General features: G+C 44.8%; 19 protein-coding genes, 1 other RNA gene and 1 pseudogene. 6 read left to right on the forward strand and 15 right to left on the reverse strand.

What is annotated here, in order from left to right; genetic code table 11:
* Position 1: 1 nt before the first annotated feature.
* From FTT63_RS06075 to FTT63_RS06090, 4 genes are all read right to left on the reverse strand, one after another.
* Positions 2 to 886 (reverse strand): alpha/beta hydrolase, encoded by an 885-nt coding sequence (locus FTT63_RS06075; RefSeq protein ID WP_016659234.1) that lies wholly within the window; start codon positions 884 to 886, stop codon positions 2 to 4.
* The gene (locus FTT63_RS06080; protein WP_163141546.1) at positions 876 to 1,559 is read right to left on the reverse strand and encodes a BON domain-containing protein; all 684 of its coding nucleotides are present in this window, start codon (positions 1,557 to 1,559) and stop codon (positions 876 to 878) included. Before FTT63_RS06080 ends, FTT63_RS06075 begins: the two co-directional genes overlap by 11 nt.
* A gap of 61 nt (positions 1,560 to 1,620) precedes the next feature.
* Positions 1,621 to 2,043 carry a YraN family protein gene (locus tag FTT63_RS06085; RefSeq protein WP_016659236.1) on the reverse strand — a complete coding sequence of 141 codons (423 nt, stop codon included), beginning with the start codon at positions 2,041 to 2,043 and terminating at the stop codon, positions 1,621 to 1,623.
* Positions 2,044 to 3,012: a penicillin-binding protein activator gene (locus FTT63_RS06090; RefSeq protein WP_180192086.1), complete on the reverse strand. Its 969-nt coding sequence runs from the start codon at positions 3,010 to 3,012 to the stop codon at positions 2,044 to 2,046. It lies immediately after the preceding gene.
* An 11-nt stretch (positions 3,013 to 3,023) separates the two neighbouring features.
* Here FTT63_RS06090 and rsmI point away from each other — a divergent pair, with 11 nt between their 5' ends.
* Positions 3,024 to 3,869 carry a 16S rRNA (cytidine(1402)-2'-O)-methyltransferase gene (rsmI, locus tag FTT63_RS06095; RefSeq protein WP_180192087.1) on the forward strand — a complete coding sequence of 282 codons (846 nt, stop codon included), beginning with the start codon at positions 3,024 to 3,026 and terminating at the stop codon, positions 3,867 to 3,869.
* 53 nt (positions 3,870 to 3,922) lie between these two features.
* On the opposite strand, the gene FTT63_RS06100 is transcribed toward rsmI, so the two are convergent.
* The 3 genes from FTT63_RS06100 to ubiH all read right to left on the reverse strand — a co-directional run bounded on the left by FTT63_RS06100 (position 3,923) and on the right by ubiH (position 6,794).
* Entirely contained in the window at positions 3,923 to 4,171 is a 249-nt protein-coding gene (locus FTT63_RS06100) for a hypothetical protein (RefSeq protein ID WP_016659239.1), read from the reverse strand.
* A gap of 176 nt (positions 4,172 to 4,347) precedes the next feature.
* Positions 4,348 to 5,589 (reverse strand): FAD-dependent monooxygenase, encoded by a 1,242-nt coding sequence (locus FTT63_RS06105; RefSeq protein ID WP_127798886.1) that lies wholly within the window; start codon positions 5,587 to 5,589, stop codon positions 4,348 to 4,350.
* Positions 5,586 to 6,794 (reverse strand): 2-octaprenyl-6-methoxyphenyl hydroxylase, encoded by a 1,209-nt coding sequence (gene ubiH, locus FTT63_RS06110; protein WP_104487372.1) that lies wholly within the window; start codon positions 6,792 to 6,794, stop codon positions 5,586 to 5,588. Before ubiH ends, FTT63_RS06105 begins: the two co-directional genes overlap by 4 nt.
* 488 nt (positions 6,795 to 7,282) lie before the next feature.
* Here ubiH and FTT63_RS06115 point away from each other — a divergent pair, with 488 nt between their 5' ends.
* On the forward strand, positions 7,283 to 7,504 hold the full coding sequence (locus FTT63_RS06115; protein WP_016659241.1) for a hypothetical protein: 222 nt from the start codon (positions 7,283 to 7,285) through the stop codon (positions 7,502 to 7,504).
* A gap of 88 nt (positions 7,505 to 7,592) precedes the next feature.
* Here FTT63_RS06115 and pepP read toward each other — a convergent pair whose 3' ends face one another.
* Together pepP and FTT63_RS06125 are read right to left on the reverse strand one after the other, a co-directional pair.
* Positions 7,593 to 8,921 (reverse strand): Xaa-Pro aminopeptidase, encoded by a 1,329-nt coding sequence (gene pepP / locus FTT63_RS06120; RefSeq protein WP_127798884.1) that lies wholly within the window; start codon positions 8,919 to 8,921, stop codon positions 7,593 to 7,595.
* A 47-nt stretch (positions 8,922 to 8,968) separates the two neighbouring features.
* On the reverse strand, positions 8,969 to 9,598 hold the full coding sequence (locus FTT63_RS06125; protein WP_127798882.1) for a UPF0149 family protein: 630 nt from the start codon (positions 9,596 to 9,598) through the stop codon (positions 8,969 to 8,971).
* Positions 9,599 to 9,662: 64 nt separating this feature from the next.
* Here FTT63_RS06125 and FTT63_RS06130 point away from each other — a divergent pair, with 64 nt between their 5' ends.
* The 3 genes from FTT63_RS06130 to ssrS all read left to right on the forward strand — a co-directional run bounded on the left by FTT63_RS06130 (position 9,663) and on the right by ssrS (position 10,785).
* Positions 9,663 to 10,214 carry a hypothetical protein gene (locus tag FTT63_RS06130; protein WP_005179239.1) on the forward strand — a complete coding sequence of 184 codons (552 nt, stop codon included), beginning with the start codon at positions 9,663 to 9,665 and terminating at the stop codon, positions 10,212 to 10,214.
* Positions 10,215 to 10,216: 2 nt separating this feature from the next.
* Entirely contained in the window at positions 10,217 to 10,504 is a 288-nt protein-coding gene (locus FTT63_RS06135) for a cell division protein ZapA (RefSeq protein ID WP_005179243.1), read from the forward strand.
* A gap of 97 nt (positions 10,505 to 10,601) precedes the next feature.
* Positions 10,602 to 10,785, forward strand: a non-coding RNA gene (ssrS, locus tag FTT63_RS06140) — 6S RNA.
* Between the two features lie 177 nt (positions 10,786 to 10,962).
* Here the strand turns inward: ssrS and FTT63_RS06145 are convergent.
* The 6 genes and pseudogenes from FTT63_RS06145 to lldP all read right to left on the reverse strand — a co-directional run bounded on the left by FTT63_RS06145 (position 10,963) and on the right by lldP (position 18,480).
* Positions 10,963 to 11,903: pseudogene (locus tag FTT63_RS06145) on the reverse strand (IS5 family transposase).
* 227 nt (positions 11,904 to 12,130) lie between these two features.
* Complete coding sequence (locus tag FTT63_RS06150; protein ID WP_163141537.1) at positions 12,131 to 13,030, reverse strand: LysR family transcriptional regulator; 900 nt, start codon at positions 13,028 to 13,030, stop codon at positions 12,131 to 12,133.
* A 48-nt stretch (positions 13,031 to 13,078) separates the two neighbouring features.
* The gene (gene dld, locus FTT63_RS06155) at positions 13,079 to 14,794 is read right to left on the reverse strand and encodes a D-lactate dehydrogenase (protein ID WP_035311162.1); all 1,716 of its coding nucleotides are present in this window, start codon (positions 14,792 to 14,794) and stop codon (positions 13,079 to 13,081) included.
* Positions 14,795 to 14,884: 90 nt separating this feature from the next.
* A complete protein-coding gene (lldD, locus tag FTT63_RS06160) occupies positions 14,885 to 16,039 on the reverse strand; it encodes an FMN-dependent L-lactate dehydrogenase LldD (protein ID WP_016659249.1) in 1,155 nt (384 codons plus the stop codon).
* Positions 16,036 to 16,785 carry a transcriptional regulator LldR gene (gene lldR / locus FTT63_RS06165; RefSeq protein WP_005179260.1) on the reverse strand — a complete coding sequence of 250 codons (750 nt, stop codon included), beginning with the start codon at positions 16,783 to 16,785 and terminating at the stop codon, positions 16,036 to 16,038. The genes lldD and lldR overlap by 4 nt, the downstream gene beginning before the upstream one ends.
* 24 nt (positions 16,786 to 16,809) lie before the next feature.
* Positions 16,810 to 18,480 carry an L-lactate permease gene (gene lldP, locus FTT63_RS06170; RefSeq protein WP_171432161.1) on the reverse strand — a complete coding sequence of 557 codons (1,671 nt, stop codon included), beginning with the start codon at positions 18,478 to 18,480 and terminating at the stop codon, positions 16,810 to 16,812.
* A gap of 467 nt (positions 18,481 to 18,947) precedes the next feature.
* On the opposite strand from lldP, the gene FTT63_RS06175 reads away from it, so the two are divergent.
* A partial coding sequence (locus FTT63_RS06175) for a MerR family DNA-binding transcriptional regulator (RefSeq protein ID WP_180192088.1) occupies positions 18,948 to 19,047 on the forward strand: 100 nt, incomplete at its 3' end.

A 19,047-nucleotide genomic window follows, 5' to 3' on the forward strand; every position in this document is an offset into this window, starting at 1 on the left:
CTCAGGAACTTAGTGTTTCTTCCAGCGCCTGCATAATCGTGTGCTTGGTCTTAAAATAACGGCTAAACAGACTCGATACCGAGCCCATAATACTGACATGCCCGGTGCGTGGAATGGTGATCAGCTGACTATGATTGCCATGCTTGTTTAGCACATGATCAAAATCAACCGCATTACTCAAATGCACAATCTGGTCATTCTCAGCCACCAGCAAATAGTGACGAATGTGATTACTTTCCACAAAGTAATACGGCATCACATCATGATAAGGAATGGTCTGATCAAATGCATCGGCACAAAGCGGATCATCTTTATAGTCAAAATGATAGGGACCAGCCAAGCCAATCGCAGCCCGAATATTGTCTCGGCAGTTCAGCGCATAAGGCTGCGGATGATACAGCACCGACATGATATTAAATGCACCGGCCGAGTGCCCCATCAGGATAATCTGATCAGTGTTAATCCTTAACTCTGCCTGCTGATCATGCATATAGTTTAGTGCCAAAGTCAGGTCATCAATATAGACCGGAAAAATATTCTGCGGCGCCAGTTGATAATTAATGACGGCAACATCAAAACCCTGCTGGGCAAAAGCTTCGCCAACAAAGCGGTAGTCTTTTTTATCGCCCCGTGACCAGGCACCACCATGGACAAAAACAATTAACGGCTGCTGGGGACGTGGCTGGGCAGTCCGGTACAAATCCAGCTGATGGCGTTCATTCGCTCCATAAGCCAGATCGTTCTCTACCGTATAGCCCTGTCGTGGAGTCAAACGGTTCAGGGCATAACTGCCAAAATCATACAGGCGGAATTCCTGATATACACTTTTGGCCTGAACCAGACGATATTGCAGCTGCGTTTTAAACTGGAACAACTTAGAGCGCATTCGTTGGCTCGATCTGGTCCGGATCAATGGCGACCGGGGTTTGTACATCCGGCTGTACATTCATCATCGGGCTGGCAAAACCAGAAGATGTGGCCTGTGAGGCTTCAATATTGTCAATTAAGGTCACAATTTTGGTGACATTACCAACCTGCTGTAACACCTGATTTAAATCGGCGATTTCCGCATTATTCAAACGGCCCATCACATACAGCACGCCATCTTCGGTGTGAATTCGCACTTTACTGTCAGAAACCACCGGCGCTTTCATAATCAGGCCACGGGTATTGGCGGTCACGGTGGTGTCCTGCATGATGGTGCTATAACCAATCTGGTTGCCCACGGCAATATAGTTGTGTACGGTTTTAACATCGCTCATGGCGCGTACATTGTCTTCCGCCAACTGCTTCAGATGTGCATCTGGCACCTGACCGGTCAGTAATACATTGCCGTGGAAACTTTCAATATTAACGCGTGACTGTTTAAAACGGGCATCCAGCTTATATAAATTAATTTTTGCTGTACGTTCAATGGAGTTATCAATAAAGACCTGGCCAAGTGAGCGTGCGCCACTTTCCGTTCCTACAGGTGCAGAACCCGTACCACTGGAAATAAAGCTTGCACAGCCGGATAAACTTGCCACACACAGCACTGTGATTGCGATACGATTTAACACTCAGCAAGACTCCTCATTACTTATTCATTTCTGTTTTCAAGCATCTTTGCTTCAATTCTCTTCAAAGATTAATGAACTCTGAATCAAAAGTAAAAGCATTTTCAATCCATTGCAGATCATACGTGAAATTGGAAAAATCTTGCTGTACTGTTTTTGCAATTTGTTCAGTAAAATCAAAACAAATCACATCAAATCGACAATAAAAATCCTGTAATTGTGCAGAATTGCTCAAATAGGTCAGCGCAGTTTTAATCAGCTTTTGCTGCTTGGAGATAGAAACCACCTCCACCGCCCGGCCATAATCGCTAAAAGATCGCGCCTTTACCTCCACAAACACCAGCTGCTGATCCTGCCGGACAATCAGGTCAATTTCACCATAACGGCAATGGTAATTGGCCGCCAGAATCTGATAACCTTGCTGCTCTAATAACACTGCGGCCTGCTGTTCGGCCCACTGCCCCAAACGCGCGCGCTGACTGGCCATTTACAGGATCTGTACCAGCTGTTTCTGCTGCACATAGCATTTCGGAATACGCTGAATCTGGTTGTCCTGAATCCGGATTAAACCAGTTCGCCCTTCAAACTCGATGCGGTTTAATTGCGGCTGCTTCAGATAATAATTGGCGATCTGCCAGGCATCTCCACCAAAGGCCACCAGCCGCTGAAAAGAAAAGTGTTCCGCCTTGGCCGCCTGAATTCCGGCCTGTACATCTGCCCAGTGGGACTGATACAAGGCCGGCGCATCACAAAATTGCAGGCCTTGCGGTAACTGCTGCTGTGACTCGACGGCATTGGCCAGGCTGTATAAGCGCTTTTTGGGCAACCTGTTCTGGCGATTGATCCAGCCATTTGAACCCAGCAATAACACCCCCTGCTGACGTTTCAGCCATCTCGGCGGACTGTCCACCACCTCCACCGGATAGTCCAGCTGCGACACCAGAGACATTAATAACAGTTCGTGTTCAGCTTCGGTGCCGGGTTCACGCAGAATATACAGATGATTAATCTGATCTTTCTGGAACAGCTGTTTTAAGGTCTGTGCATCATCTTTTTTTGACAGGCTAAACTGTAGCACCCGTGGATGCTGCTGGATCACCTCGTTTAAGGCCAGTGTACGCACTTTGGGCCGCAGCGCAATTAACTGCTCAACATCGGCACGTGCCAAAGGTCCAATCACCACCCGGGTCTTGGCATTGACATGCTGACGCAGCAAGGGACCAATTTTGCGCTGCTCGGAATTAATCAATTTAACCGGCATCTTCTCACCCGATGCATGATAAGCGTGCATAAAACCCTGCTGAATACTGAAACCGGCTCGCGCCATAGGACCCGATTCAGGTAGAATGACCAGAATCTCGGCCTGGGCGACTGAAAGTCCTGCGCCCAACAGCGCCGTGGTAATGATTGCTTTTTGAAGCTGTCTTTTATTGTTATTAATAATTTGCCTAAACATGGAGAAACCTTATGAGTGCTCAGTTATTTGTTGTAGCCACCCCAATTGGGCACTTAGACGACATGACCTACCGGGCGATTGATGTTCTAAAGTCTGTAAATATTATTGCGGCAGAGGATACTCGGACCTCCGCTCAATTATTAAAGCACTATAATATATCAACTCCGTTAACGGCGTGCCATGAACATAATGAAAGTAACAAAATTGATATATTGGTTCAGCGCCTGCTGAACGGCGAAAATATGGCCCTGATTAGTGATGCCGGTACTCCGCTAATTAGCGACCCCGGTTTTAAACTGGTCCGCGCCGCACAAGAACACAATATCCGGGTGATTCCGGTTCCGGGAGCCTGTGCCGCAATTGCAGCGCTGAGTGCGGTTGGTTTACCGAGTGACCGCTTTAGCTTTGAAGGCTTTTTACCGTCAAAACACTCACAGCGTATCTTGAGTCTGGAGAAACTTAAAGATCAGACCGCGACCCTGATTTTTTATGAAGCGCCACATCGGATTCTGGACAGCGTTAAAGATATGGCCAGTATTTTTGGCGCCGAGCGTCCGGTCGGTTTTGCCCGTGAAATTACCAAAACCTTTGAAACCATCAAGAAGATGACACTGGGTGAGCTGGTCAGTTTTATTGAAGCCGATCATCATCAGCAAAAAGGTGAAATTGTACTGGTGGTGGGTGGTGCAACCGCGGAAAAAGATCTGGAGCAGGAAAAACTGGATCAGTTGCTGACCCGACTATTGCAGGATTTATCGGTGAAAGCCGCGTCACAGCTGGCCGCCGATTTAACCGGAATCAAGAAAAAAGTGGCCTATCAGCGTACGCTGGAACTGAACCAGAACAATGATGACTGATTCTGGCTGTTGATTCGCAATAAAAAAAGCATCACCGGAGTGATGCTTTTTTCTTATTCGCGTGCAGCCTCATCTGGTGGGACTTCAGTAATTTTTCCCCCACGTGCCAAGAAGGCCGCAATTTCATCTTCTAAAGCTTGGCGTTGCTTCTGTTTAGCGGTTACGGTTAAGGTTTCTGCTTCCGCCACATCACCATCGTTTACGGCATCTTCGCTGTCCAGTGCACCTTTTTCAGCCGCTTTTGCCTCATCGTCATCGACGGTGGTATCTTCTACATCATCATAATCGTTCATATCCGTCATTTTAATCTCCCCGCAAATGACCTCAATTGAGTCCTGGTGAACGTTGTCATGCAATTAGGAAGAAATTTATCAATCTCTGCGCCTTTCGCCTAGAGGTAAAGACAAAAAAATCGTGTCTTTTTTAACCAAATTCGTAATCATGTATTAATGAATGTTTAAAAAATAACTATTTCTAGCTAGACCGCATACCGCGTGTCTTTCAGCAGATGCAAACCATTGGCCTGCGCCATAAAAGCATCCTTTAACACCGGCAGCTGTTCAACCTGCTTCAAGCCAAAATTACGTCCCCAGACCAGCGGGAATAACTGGGTGGTTTCCAGCCAGCCTATTGCAGACATGCTGTGCATCATTGCATCATTTTGACCTTTACGACGATGCTCATAACGCTTCAAGGTCTGCTCATGCGCCCAGACCCCACGTGCCCGGTCATGCAGCAGAACATCACACAAGACTGCGGCATCCAGACAGCCAATATTGACGCCCTGCCCGGCCAGTGGATGAATCACATGCGCCGCATCGCCAATGAGTGCCAGTCCCGGCTCGACATAGTGCTGCGCAGCACGGGCTTTTAAAGGGAAACGGGCACGTGGTGTAGCTTCCAGTACTTGACCCAACATATGATGGCTTTCACGAGTCAACAGCTGGGTAAATTCCTGATCGGATAACGCGGCATATTCTTCTGCATAATCCTCTGGTAGCGTCCAGACAATAGATTGCCAATGGCCATCCTGTTCAGGCTTGAGGCTGCTCATTGGCAGGTATGCCAGTGGACCGGTTTCCAGAAAAATCTGACGCGCCACATGCTGATGCGGCTGGACAGTTCGAATAGCACAACTGATGCCTGCCTGCTGATAATCCAGCACATCCAGATCAATAAAGGCCTGTTCGCGGACAAAGGAATTGGCCCCATCTGCGCCAATTAACAGTTTGGTGCTGAGCTTCGTACCATCGGCCAGGAAAATATGCCAGACACCAATCCCCTGCTCAATCCGGGTGACTTTGACCTGCGTGCGATAATCCTGAATCTGCGTCAGCATGGTTTGCTGAATGGCCAGATTTAAAATACTCGGCTCCACCATCGAACCCAGCGCCTGGTCCACTCCGGGTGTTTTTTCTGCCGGCTGACCAAAATTGATTTCGCCATAGCCATTTTTATTCCAGACCTGCATGCCAGTATAAGGCTGCTGACGCGCCAGTTTATCCCAAACACCCACATTTTTTAGCAGATGGATGGTGGCCTGACTTAAAGCCAGTACGCGCGGATTGGCCATACTTAAGGTTTTTTCTGTATCCAGAATTGGTGCGGCATCCAGCACAGTGGCCTGTACCCCACCTTGGGCCAGTAATAATGCAGTTAAGCCACCGACCAAACCACCACCCACAATAACGGCATCTAATACGTGTGCTGTCTGGTTCATGCTTTTAGTCCCATGGCATAGTTGGCAACAAGTGGTTTAATTCCCGGAATGGTATCAAAGGCAATCAGACCGGTATTTCTGAGCAGTTTCAGCACCGGATTCTGGTTACTAAAGCCACGCACCACGCTATCACAGAATTTGATCACGCGCTGCTGATCGGTCAGACGGGATTTTTCATAATCTTGCAGCATGGCGGCATCGCCCAAATCGGCCTGTTGAGCCAGCTGTTCTTTTAAATAACGCACCAACACATAAGCATCGCGCATACACAGGTTAAAGCCCTGTCCGGCCACCGGGTGAATGGTATGTGCCGCATTACCCATCAGTACTACTCGGCCCACTGCCTGTTTTTCTGCCAGCACCTGCGAAAGCGGGAAGCTAAAACGGCGTCCGGTTTTCTGGAATTTTCCAGCCCGATCGCCATAAGTCTGCTGCAAGGCATTAAGGAAATGCTGGTCATTGTCTTCCCCCACCCATTCATGTTCCGTGCCTTTTTTCACCGGCCAGACCACCGAACGACGATATTCACCCGGCAAAGGCAATAACGCCAGCGGACCTAAAGGACTGAAACGCTCAAAACCGACATGATTGTGTGGTTTAGAGGTTTGTACGGTGGTTACAATGGCGACCTGATCATAATCATGTTCATCCACCCCAATGCCTAGGGCTTTACGGCAGAATGAATCGCGGCCATCGGCAGCAATCACCAGTTTGGATTGCAGTTTTAAGACTTCACTTCCACGCTGCGCTTCCAGATAAGCCAGATCTGCATCTTGGGTCAGGGAAGTGACTTTTACCCCATCAATCAGTTCAATTAAAGGCTCTGCGCGCACCTGAGTCAATAACACCCGGCCTAACCAGGCATTTTCAATCACCTGTCCAAAACTTTCGACTTTTTCCTGTTCAGCTTGCAGACGCGCCTTCCCAAAACTGCCCTGCTCGGTAATGTGCACTTCCAGAATCGGGACAGCATGTTCCTGTAAGGCTTCCCATAGGCCCAGTTCCTGATAAATCTGTACGCTACGACGCGACAGCGCACTGTTTCGGGCATCAAAACTGGAGTGATACGGGGCAAGATTGGCATCATCATAATTCGGGTATTGAATTGCTTCGAGCAGTTTGACCGCAATATTGGCTTTGGCCAACATGAGCGCCAAACTCAGCCCCACCATACCGCCGCCCACGATGATGACTTCTTGTTGCATGCTTGAATCCTTATTTGTGGTATCTCAAAAGTTTAGATACATCTTAATCATGATTGATTTTATATTACATCAAGGGATTGGATTTTTATAATGATTCGTGTGGATGGCTGGAATTTCCGAGCTTCAACGCTTGCGTGTTCTGACGATATATCCCGTTTAAAAGATGTTATTCCATAAGATGACACTGGAATGGTGTACAATATAACATCTATACAAAGCCCGGAGCGCCAGACTTAAGCTGACCAAGCGAAAACCCTGACGTAGATAAAATAAATTAAAGAATTCGTATCAGCTGTATGCTATTCATTGTAGAAAATTTAAAACATGAAGAAATTAGAACTTATCTTTTTAGTCGTTTTAATCTTGGTTCTGTTGTGGGGCATACAATGGATGTTTCATGGCTTTCCGGCCGCAAGTTAAGTCTTCTATTATTCAATCTAAAAGCTATACTATAATTTCTTAAAATAATTAGAATGTTAGGATAATAAATGGATCATACTGAACGTTTTATTACAGCATTTTACTACGCTGTCGCCGGGATTTTTTTGGGGCTAGGGTTAGCAATTTTTTCATCCCTCTATCTCAGCCTTACAATAAGCTCAGCCCATATTGTAATTTTTACAGTCATTTGCTGTTTTGTTTTAGGCTATGTATTTCCTCATAGCGTTGGCAATATTTTTAAATGGGTTTGGCATATTTTCGTTCATTAGTCTGGATGTCTATCTCTATTTAACCCATTAACGCTGATTCAAAATCAAAAAAGCCGATCTTCTGACCGGCTTTTGACCTGTACGGCTTTTATTGGGCCGCAGCCATCAACGCTTCAATCTCGTCTACAGTTTTCACCACTTTCGCAGTTAAGTTCAGTGGACCATTTTTGGTCGCGACAATATCATCTTCAATCCGGATGCCAATGCCACGCCATTTTGGATCTACCGTTTCATCATCCGGGGCAATGTATAGACCCGGCTCAACCGTAACCACCATACCGGCTTCATAAGCACGCCATTCGCCATCAACCTTATAAGTTCCGACATCATGCACATCCATGCCCAGCCAGTGGCCTGTACCATGCATATAGAACTGACGATAGCTTTCTGACGCAATAATCTCGTCCAGATCACCCTGCATAATGCCTAAATCAAGCAGGCCCTGCACCAGAATACGTACCGCAACATAATGCGGTTCTTTATAGGAGTTGCCAATCTGTACGGCATTAATTGCTGCAAGCTGAGCATCTAGTACAAGGTTATACAGCGCTTTTTGCTCGGGGCTGAATTTGCCATTCACCGGAAAGGTCCGGGTAATATCTGAAGCATAGAACTGATATTCACAGGCGGCATCAATTAACACCAAATCGCCATCTTTCAGTTCTTTGTCGTTCTCTACATAGTGCAGAATGCAGGCATTTTCACCACCACCGACAATACTGTTATAGGATGGAACACAGCCATTTCGGCCAAATACATAGTTCAGTTCGGCTTCCAGCGCATATTCCATCATACCTGGCTTAACCGTTTGCATGGCCCGGGTATGTGCTTCGGCAGAAATATCTGCGGCAATTTGCATCAGTTCCAGCTCGTTGGCGTCTTTGTGCAAACGCATTTCATCGACCAGCCGGTCGAGCTGCACCACCTGCGCTGGTGCCGAGGTACCACGGCGGCTTTCGCCATTGGCAGCTGCAATCCATTTGGCCACCCGCGCATCAAATTCGGCATTCTGTCCAATACGGTAAAAGAGCTGGTTTTTATCCAGCAGTTTTTCCAGAATTTCTTCATCGAGCAGGTCAATGGCATAGGCTTCATCGGCCTCATACTGTTCAATGGCACCATCAATACCAGCACGATAGCCATTCCAGATTTCCATCTCCCGGTTACGTTCGCGGCAAAACAGGCTATAGGTATAGCCTTCATCTATAGATTCATAGGTTTCAATGACCGCGACCGCTTCAGGTTCTGCAAAGCCGGTCAAGTAGAAGAAACTGCTGTCCGTTCGATATTTATAGTCAGCATCCCGGTTACGCATGGCCACCGGACTGGTGGCAATAATGGCAATACTGTGTGGTCCCATCAGTTCAGCCAGACGGTCACGACGTTCTTTAAATTCTACCTGGGTCAGTTTCTTCATTAATTTTTCTTCGCAGCCTAAATAAAGGGAGGATGGTATCGCCCGAATCAGCTCGGACGATGTGGGGTAAACATTTCAACAATACTGCCGCTTTCTGGCGCAGCCACCTGACGTGACTTGGCATGTACGTTTTGTAACAAAGAACTTTCATCAACCGCTATTTTCTTGCGGCCAACCGACAGGCTCACCGGAATCAGGCGGACAAATTCATATAATTCCTGATAGCTTTCTTCGCCTTCTTCGTCATTGTCCGAGTCTTCAAACTCGACTGCTGCCACATCTTGCAGATGTTCAATCAGCTCCAGCTCATCGCTGCGGATATGTCCAGACGCCAGGCCAAAGCCCAGTACCACGCCAGCACACCAGTCAGCCAGCGCCTGTACCCGCTCTTGTAATACGTGTTCATCATCCGGTAACAGGGGCAGATAATCCAGTTCATCTTCAGATAAAGCATGCGCTACATCTTCCGCTTCACCGGTTAAAATATCCAGCGCTTCCGGGCTGAGTTCGGGCACATTCAGGGTTGCCAGAATCTGTTGCCACTCGGCTTCAGTTGGTGCATTTGTCACACAAACTATACCGGTCAGTAAACCATGTAACTCACTTGGACTTGAAATTTCTTCAATCATAGAAAAATTGCGGTACCATTCGGACCAACCTGAAATATCGTCTTGCATTCGCTTATCCAATCTCTATACTTCGTATATATTACCTTTGTTTGCAAGACTGTGCGACCACGATATGTTAGAAGAATTACAGCGTCTACAGGCGCATATTGGTGTTTTAAAAACACGACTTGCGCATTATGAGAGTGAAACTCAATCTTTAGCTGAAGCCAAGCAACAGGCTGAAGAGCAGCATCATGCACAAATTGTGCAAAGAAATGGGGTGATTACCCAAAAACAAGAAGAAATTGAGTCTTTAAGTGAACAGCTCAGCACCAGTCAGGCCCAATTTCAGCAGTTAAATCAGGATGCGACCGCATTGGCGGACCGTTATAGCCGTCTGGAAAAAAGCTGCACCGATCTCAAAAACCGCTTTCAGGAATTGCTGGCCGAACGTAACGAGCTACGCGTCATTAAAGAAAAACTGCAGAATGAACAGCGTCAGACTTTGCAGAATGTGCAATCTTTGCAGCAAGAACGTGAGCGTTTATTGCAGAAGAATGAGCATGCCAAAGCCAAAGTCGAGGCAATTATTCAGCGTCTGGCCATTTTAGGAACTGCACAAGACCAGAATGCCCAGGAAATTCAGCAATTGGCCCATCCAACTGATGTCAGCGAGGAAGCTTAAGCATGAGTGAACAAATTCCTGTAGATTTACGTGTTTTAGGACACAGTTTCAAGCTGGCCACGACTCTTGAAAAACGGGCGGATCTGGAACGTGCAGCAGAATTACTGAATGAAAAATATGATGAATTCCGTCGTAAAGCACCACGTATGGAACCAAGCAAGCTGATTATTATGGTGGCCTTAGAGCTGATGCAGGAAGTGCTGTCGATGAACAAGTCCCTGCAGGAATATGCCCATTGTGAACGCTTGCTGGCCACAATTCTGGAAGAAGTCGAAACACTGACCGAATAAGGCTTTGACTTGCATAAAGCCTGTGCAAATGACACTTAAATTTACAGTTCTGTAGGCCGATAGGTTTGCGTCTAAAGCTGAATCCTTTATACTGAGTCTAACTCTGAGGTGTTCGCCAGCAGGTCTATTCCCCTGCCGATACTTAAACTTATGGATTGCGTTCTGTATATTTAGAGTGCATGCCCACCCTGAGTGGGAAGCCCAGCAAGTATACGTCGCGTCCACCTTGAACTCATCGGGTTCAGGGTAACGACACATGCAGCGGCACCGTCGGAGGGTTTAGCTGATTTATCCTCTATTCAGTCCTCAGAATTTCTATATTTCCTCTTTTTTATAAGTAATGATTCTCTCGCTCTAATCTTTTAAAGCTTCCAACTAACCGTTAAGCCCTCTTGTAGATACAACCGGCTTTGTTGCATAAAGATTTTAAAGATAGAGCTTTCCTAAGTTGTTTAAATTTAAGTGACAACTTGGGTATGAGCTCGGCCTAATTCCATAAATTTATTTAATACTGCCACACGTGCATGAATCTCATTCACCTGGCTTTGAAAACTCCGTGCACTGAGTTTATCTCCCAATAATTTGATGCAATGCATCTTGGTTTCTACCAAGCTTCGGCGATGATACCCAGACCACTTTTTCCAAATTGCTCTTCCTAGGCATTTAACCGTTTTCAACAATTCATTTCTTTCTAAAGATCTCAGCTTTTTGTCTTTCCAGGGCTTCGCATTTTTTCTTGGCGGAATCACCGCATGTGCCTGTCGATCTGAAATGACTTTTCTGCAGTGTTTCGTGTCATAAGCACCATCTGTATAGACAGAATCAATCTGCTCATCAAGTGGAATTTGATCAAGTAAATCTTCGAGTACTTGTGAATCACTGACATTGTTTGTCGTGAGCTGAACGGCCCGTATTTGCAGCGTTTCAGCATCTATACCAATGTGAAGTTTACGCCATTGGCGACGATATTTAGGCTGATGTTTCTTACGTTTCCATTCACCTTCACCTAAAAACTTCAAGCCAGTAGAGTCGACGAGTAGGTGGAGACCATCACGACTTTTCTGATAGCTTATCGCAATATCAATATGCTTTTGTCTTCTACAAATAGTCGAATACGAATATCACTGATATTCGGGGCTGCTCAGCCGCAAAGTGTAATGAGGCTCTGAACAAAGCCAGTGACCATGCGTAAAGTGAGTCTAAATAGAGATTTGATCATCAAACAGCATTGAATCGCTATGTCGGAGTAGGTTTGACTTCGACCTTGTTTGCCTTGAGGTTCTGCATACCATTGTGTTTTTGGATCGAACCAAATGGCAATATTCCCACGATTAATGAGAGCTCGGTTATATGCGGGCCAATTGGTTGTGCGGTAGATTTTGTGTGTAGGCTTCTTCATTTGGAAATTATATTGCTGAAGAAGCCGTCTATGCTAGGTTTGTGCAACAAAGCCATGGAAAAATGAAAATGTATAGCTGCAATCAAAATCGTGGGCAGAAATTTAGTTTTATTGCCTTATAAAAAAGAATCACTAATTCCCTCAGCCTAGCCTGCTCTTTTGAAGATGAGGGAATTAGCGAATGATAATTTAAAAAATTATAAAAATTTTACTTTAAATACGATTAATTAAGGATGCTGACTAAACAAATCAAAAATCACTTTTCTTAACCACTGATGACTGGTTTGGTGATGACAAGACGTATGCCAATATTGTCGTACAGGATAGGTTGGAAAATTCAAAGGCGCACTCACTACTTGTAAATTCCCGCGTGCCAATAACACCTCACTTAAATAATAAGGCACTGTCGCAATCATATCGGTTTCTTGCACAATTAAACCGACCCCTAAATAACTTGGGATACTCATTAGAATATTACGTCTTAAACCACGATTGCTTAATTCATTTTCAATATGGTAGTGACCTATACTGGTATCTACATCGACATGCGATTCACGAATATAAGCTTCAACATCTAAACTTTTTTCACTAATACGTGGATGATCTTTACGACTAATCACCACATAATATTGTAAAAATAATTGCTGCTGATAAAAACCCTGTTCTAATTCAGGTAAAAATCCAATCGCAAAATCAATTTCACCATTTGCCATTTGATAACTGGTTTCACGGGTAATAGGACGAATTTTAATCCGTACCGAAGGCGCATATTCTTTTAAAAACTTTGTCAGCTTTGGCAATAGAACCAAATGCGAAACATCGGTCATTGCCAAGGTAAATAACTGATCGGAATGGGTCGGATCAAAATCGACTTTAAAGTTATTGACCGTTTCAATTTTATTAATAATTTCACTAATCGGTGAAAAAATCTGTTTCGCCAACTCAGTTGGCAACATTTCATTGCCCACCCTTAAAAATAATGGGTCATTAAAATGCTGACGAATCTTATTTAAACAGTTACTGACCGCAGGCTGACTCATGCCTAACGCATCCGCGGCAGCAGACACATTTTTTAATTTATACACATAATAAAAAATCTGTAGCAGTCTGCTGTCTAACTTAAACATATCCATCTTTCCTTAGCATCAGTTTCACTGCTCAGTTTTCATCCTTATTTAACGCCAAGCTTTTAATTTAGAGCTATGCCCAATGCCCACATTAAAACAATTGGTCGGATCCAATTTTTGATAATGCTGCTTTAAGGCAGGCTTCGCCACATATAAATGCCCAACATTATGCTCTGCAGGATACTCTGCCCCACGTGCATCAAGCAATGACCACATTTGATGTTCCATCGCCAACGGGTCTACGCCTTTTTTAATAATATAGTCCTGATGAAAGACATGACATAAAAAATGACCATAATACAACTTATGTATAATCGCCTGCTCCAACTCTTCGGGCAAGGTTTCAACCCATTGCTGATCATTACGTCTTAACGCAATATCTAAAGCAACAATGTCTTCCACTTCATTTCGATGTGTATCACGATAACGAATTGCAGCACCTGCCACTGCAAAGCGATGCAGAAAAGCCTTGCGGCCTTCATCTTCATTACATAGAAAAAAACTGCCGGAATTGCGCGTGATAAAATAATCCATTAAAAACTGCTGTACTGCCGCAACATCTTGCTGCTCAATGCGCAAAATTAAATGATGTTCATACAAATCACGAAATTGATTCATGCGTTCTGGTAAATGATTTGGCAGTAGTTTCGTGAACATTTGCAAAACTTTATCCGACAATCCACGCATGCCCCAACGGGTTAGAAAACCATCAACTTTGTCTTTCATGGCAAAAGCTGCAGGTACTTTACTGGTGCCAAACTTCTCGATAAACAAGAAGCTGTCTTTGCCATATTCTGCACCAATGTCATAGGCATCTCGATGAATATACTCGCCAGCAATCGGTACACGCGGCAAATCACGTAATAAAAAACGGCGAATCGCGGTTAAATCATCCTGCTGATTGCTGCCGATATAAAACACCTGACTCGGAATTTTCTCAAACGTATCCAAACGCACTGCAAACACACAGACTTTACCTGCCGAACCCGAAGCTTCAAACAAACGGCTCGGGTCGGCATTAAACCGTGCAGGCGTATCGGCATCGACTTGGGCAACATCATGCACGTAACGCTGATCTGAAGCACAACAATGTTCCGAATATTCAATATCTTCAGGGCGATATTGTTGTTGCTCAAGTTTGGTTAAAATTTCTTCTGGCGAGTTCCCTAAATTCACCCCCAAATGATTGATGAGTTGCAACTCGCCCAGTGCATCGACTTGTGCATATAAGGCCAACTCAGTATAGGCAGGACCACGTCTGACCAATGCACCACCTGAATTATTACATACCCCGCCCAACACTGAAGCGCCAATACAAGATGAACCAATGACTGAGTGTGGCTCACGCTGATGCGGCGCCAATTGCTGTTCCAAAGCATCCAATGTTGCACCAGGCAAGCAAATCACTTGCTTGGCATCGTTGATGAGCTGAATACCTTTTAAACGTTGGGTGTTGATCAAAATTACAGGACGATCATAGTCATCACCAAAAGGGGTAGAACCACCCGTGAGTCCAGTATTGGCGGCTTGCATAATAATAATGCAATCTGCTGCCACAGCCACTTGTAACACTTGCCACTGCTGCAATAAAGAACCTGGCGTGACCACCGCAAAAACCTGTCCTTCGCCAAAACGTCGCCCTTGACGATATAAACGAGTATCTGATTCATGGGTCAATACATGCGCTTTTCCCACAATATCGACCAAGTTTTTGAGGGTTGCTGCAGCATCAAATTGTGTTGCAGAAGAAATTGTCTGTGGCATAGTGTACAAGTCCTGAAACAAGGTGAAAAATACAATTAAGCGATTCAGCCAAATGCATCGGTTGATGGATTGATCGCTCTTGCTAGCCATTTAGCCTTTCAGTTCACGCTCAAGTTGTACCAAGCAATCTGAGTTAATCGCTTGAATGTTTTTAGCACCCGTTAAGGTCATTGCGACTCGCATTTCTTTATCAATCAATTCGAGTAAATTACTCACACCCGCCCCACCTGCTGCACCTAGTGCATAAATAAAGGCACGTCCGAGCATACAAGTATCCGCACCCATCGCCAACATGCGCACCACATCTAGGCCATTACGAATACCTGAATCCACTAGAATTTTTAGATCTCCTTTTACTGCATCGGCAATGGGTGGCAAGGCACGTGCAGTAGATAACACACCATCTAACTGACGACCACCGTGATTGGACACCACAATTCCATCAGCCCCAAAACGAACAGCATCCTTAGCATCTTCTGGGTCTAAAATGCCTTTAATGACCATTGGGCCATCCCAGAATTCACGAATCCACTCCAAGTCTTTCCATGAAATAGATGGGTCAAAGTTATTGCCTAACCAGCCAATATAATCTTCAAGTCCTGTTGGTTTGCCTAAGTATTTAGAGATATTGCCCAAGTCATGCGGACGACCTAGTAAGCCAACATCCCATGCCCAGTTTGGATGCATCACTGCCTGCATATAGCGGCGCATAGCAGCATTTGGACCACTCATGCCCGAATGTGCATCACGATAACGTGCACCAGGCACAGGCATATCTACTGTAAAAACCAATGTTGAACAGCCAGCTGCTTTGGCACGTTCCAAAGCATTGCGCATAAAGCCACGGTCACGTAACACATAGAGCTGAAACCACATTGGGCGAGAAATGGCAGGTACCACTTCTTCAATTGGACACACCGACACGGTAGATAATGTAAACGGAATACCCTTTTTGTCTGCTGCTACCGCAGCCTGTACTTCACCACGGCGCGCATACATGCCTGTTAAACCGACTGGCGCCAAAGCCACAGGCATCGACAAAGTTTCATTAAATAACGTGGTTTCTAAACTTAAAGCCGACATGTCATTTAATACACGTTGGCGCAAGGCAATTTGTGAAAGGTCTTCTACATTTCTTTTTAGCGTTTGTTCCGCATACGCACCTCCATCTATATAGTGAAATAAAAATGGCGGTAAACGGCGTTTAGCTGCTTCGCGGTAATCATTCGCAGAAGAAATAATCATGGCGCTATCCTGTTTAATCGACTCGCACGCTGACGACGCGCATCTTCCTCGTCTATCATGCGTACTTGTTGAACTACAAATTCAATATGTCCACACACTGCCGCACGGGCAGCTTCTGGATCCTGACGTTCAATTGCATCCATCACTTGAAAATGCTGATCATGCAACTGATCGAAACGGTGGGCTTCGGTATAAACTTTACGTCGACCCAAAACCACGTTGTATTGCAACAAATCAAATAAGCCGCGCATCATTTGAATAAGCACCAAATTGTGCGATGCCTCGGCAATTGCCAAATGAAACTTGGCATCGGCAATTGCCGCCTGATCGTCATCACCCAAAATTTGAAAATGGGCGATTTGCTCATAACAGGCACGGATTTTTTTCAAATCCTCAGCAGTTGCCCGTTGTGCGGCATACCATGCCGTACCACCTTCAAGCACCATTCGAGCTTCCTGCACATCAAAACGATAAGCAGGATCTTCATCAATCAGGTTACTTAAAGGCTGCACAATTTGATATTGCGACCAATTGGTTGGCAGCTGTTGCAAAAAAGTACCCGCTCCAACTTTGCTGACCAGCATGCCCTGACTGGTCAATTGCTGAATAGCCTCACGCAAAGAGGAACGGGAAACCCCGAGTTGTTCACACAACTTTCTTTCGGCAGGCAATCGGTCTCCGACTTGCATTTGATTTTTTTCAACCAGTGTGCGCAGGTCTTGAACAACTTTGTCGGAAACTTTCATGCGGCTATCCTCTTGTGCATGTGGTTATGGAATCATCCATGGGAACACATAAGCTTGTAGAGTGATAATAATACCGATCATTACGGTGAACGTGATACTGTGTTTCACGGTAAAGCGGAATAAATCCGATTCTTTACCGACTAAACCGACTGCGGCACAGGCAATTGCAATCGATTGCGGCGAAATCATTTTTCCTGTAACACCACCACTGGTATTGGCGGCAACAAGTAATACTTCTGGCACACCAATTTGCTGTGCAGTTGTGGCTTGTAAGGCTGCGAATAACGCATTGGCTGATGTGTCTGAACCAGTCAGGAATACCCCAATCCAGCCTAAAAATGGCGAGAAGAAAGTAAAGGCATTACCTGTATGAGCCAAAGCCAATGCCAAGGTGGCAGACATACCTGAATAATTGGCAATAAAAGCAAAAGCCAGCACCATACCAATGGAATAAATCGGTGTTTTTAATTCATTGATGGTTTCTGCAAAGGTTTTCACCGCTTCACGTGGTTTCATTTTTAAATAAATGATGGTGATGAAAGCCGCAATCATAATTGCAGTACCCGTGGCACTCAGCCAGTCAAACTTGAAGATGGCATCGTAGTCTTTGACGTCTGCCACCACAGGCGGCATTTTTTGTACCAGTTGATGTAAAAATGGCACCTTGATGGAAATGACCCAATCATGCATTGCACCATCTTTAGCAAATAAATCTTTGAACGGTTTGATGCTCCAAATCGTAACTATCACCGTTAAAATTGCAAAGGGTGACCATGCTTTCACAATCTGACCGATGCTGTATTTCTGCTGCTGTTCTGCAACCAAGTTGGCATCTACTTTTGTGTCTGCATCGCTAAAACGGAAAATGTGTTTTGGCTGCCAGAATTTAAACAGTACTGTTAAGCTCACCAACGATGCAATTGCAGCGGTAATATCTGGCAACTCTGGTCCAACAAAGTTAGAGGTCAAGTATTGTGCAATTGCAAAAGCACCACCACCCACCAATACCGCAGGCCAAGTTTCTTTCACACCGCGCCAGCCATCCATAATTGCCATGATCCAGAACAGCACAATTGGCACCATAAATGGCAACTGACGCCCAACCATCTGGCTAATTTCCATGGTTTCTACGCCTGAAACCTGACCCGCCACAATAATTGGAATCCCCATTGCGCCAAACGCAACCGGTGCGGTGTTCACAATCAGACATAAACCCGCAGCGTATAAAGGTTTAAAACCCAAACCTACCAACAAAGCTGCAGTAATTGCCACTGGCGCCCCAAAGCCCGCTGCACCTTCTAAAAATGTCCCAAACGCGAAGCCGACTAATAGCATCTGAAGACGCTGATCTTCTGTAATCGAAAGAATAGATGAGCGAATAATGTTAAATTGCCCTGTTTTTACAGAGATTTTATATAAAAATAATGCGCCAATAATAATCCATGCGATTGGCCACAAACCGTAGAAAAATCCATAGATCAATGAAGCAAAAGCCATTGGTGCAGGCATGCCATAGGCAAATAAAGACACTAATAACGCCAAAATCACCGTAATTGTTCCCGCAACACTGCCCTTTAAGCGAAATACAGCTAGTGCCAAAAAGAAAAAAATAATCGGGATTGATGCAATAAGACTCGAAATCCAAATATTTGCCATTGGATCATAGATCTGTTGCCAATGTTGAAGCATTGTCATCTCCTTGAAATGCTCACTCAAACGTAAACATAGCTCTAAGCGTAGAGGTAAAATTCTAATTTTGGTCTGACCAATATTGAAATAAAAATCAAAACACCCTCAATATTTGCAACAAATAATAGTTTTATACAAATAAATGTCAATATTGGTCTGATTATTTATTTAAATGGTCACACCAATTTAAATTAAGATGATCTATGTTTGCAGCATAAAAAATGCGGTGAAGAAAAATTTAAACTTTGTTTTTTCTGTAGTTTTTAAAAGGAGGGAAAAACCAAATTTATTTCGCACAGCTTTATACAACTTTAGTCCAATACAATGGAATCAGTGTGCTTTCTTCTAAGATGAATTGAACGCTTGATAGAGACTGTAAATAAAACTGTGTAAACGCTTAAACTATCCCTCAACGCTGTTGGGGTTAATAACTGCTAATTGAAATCTACTTATTTCTATATTATTATATACAAATGAGTAGATATGTTAGTATTGGCGTTGCAGCTAAAACACTGGGTGTTTCCATCCAAACCCTAAGAAGATGGGATGAGGAAGGCACTTTAGTCGCAGATA

This window comes from Acinetobacter sp. C15, assembly GCF_013420645.1.
In the GTDB taxonomy this organism is placed as follows: domain Bacteria; phylum Pseudomonadota; class Gammaproteobacteria; order Pseudomonadales; family Moraxellaceae; genus Acinetobacter; species Acinetobacter indicus.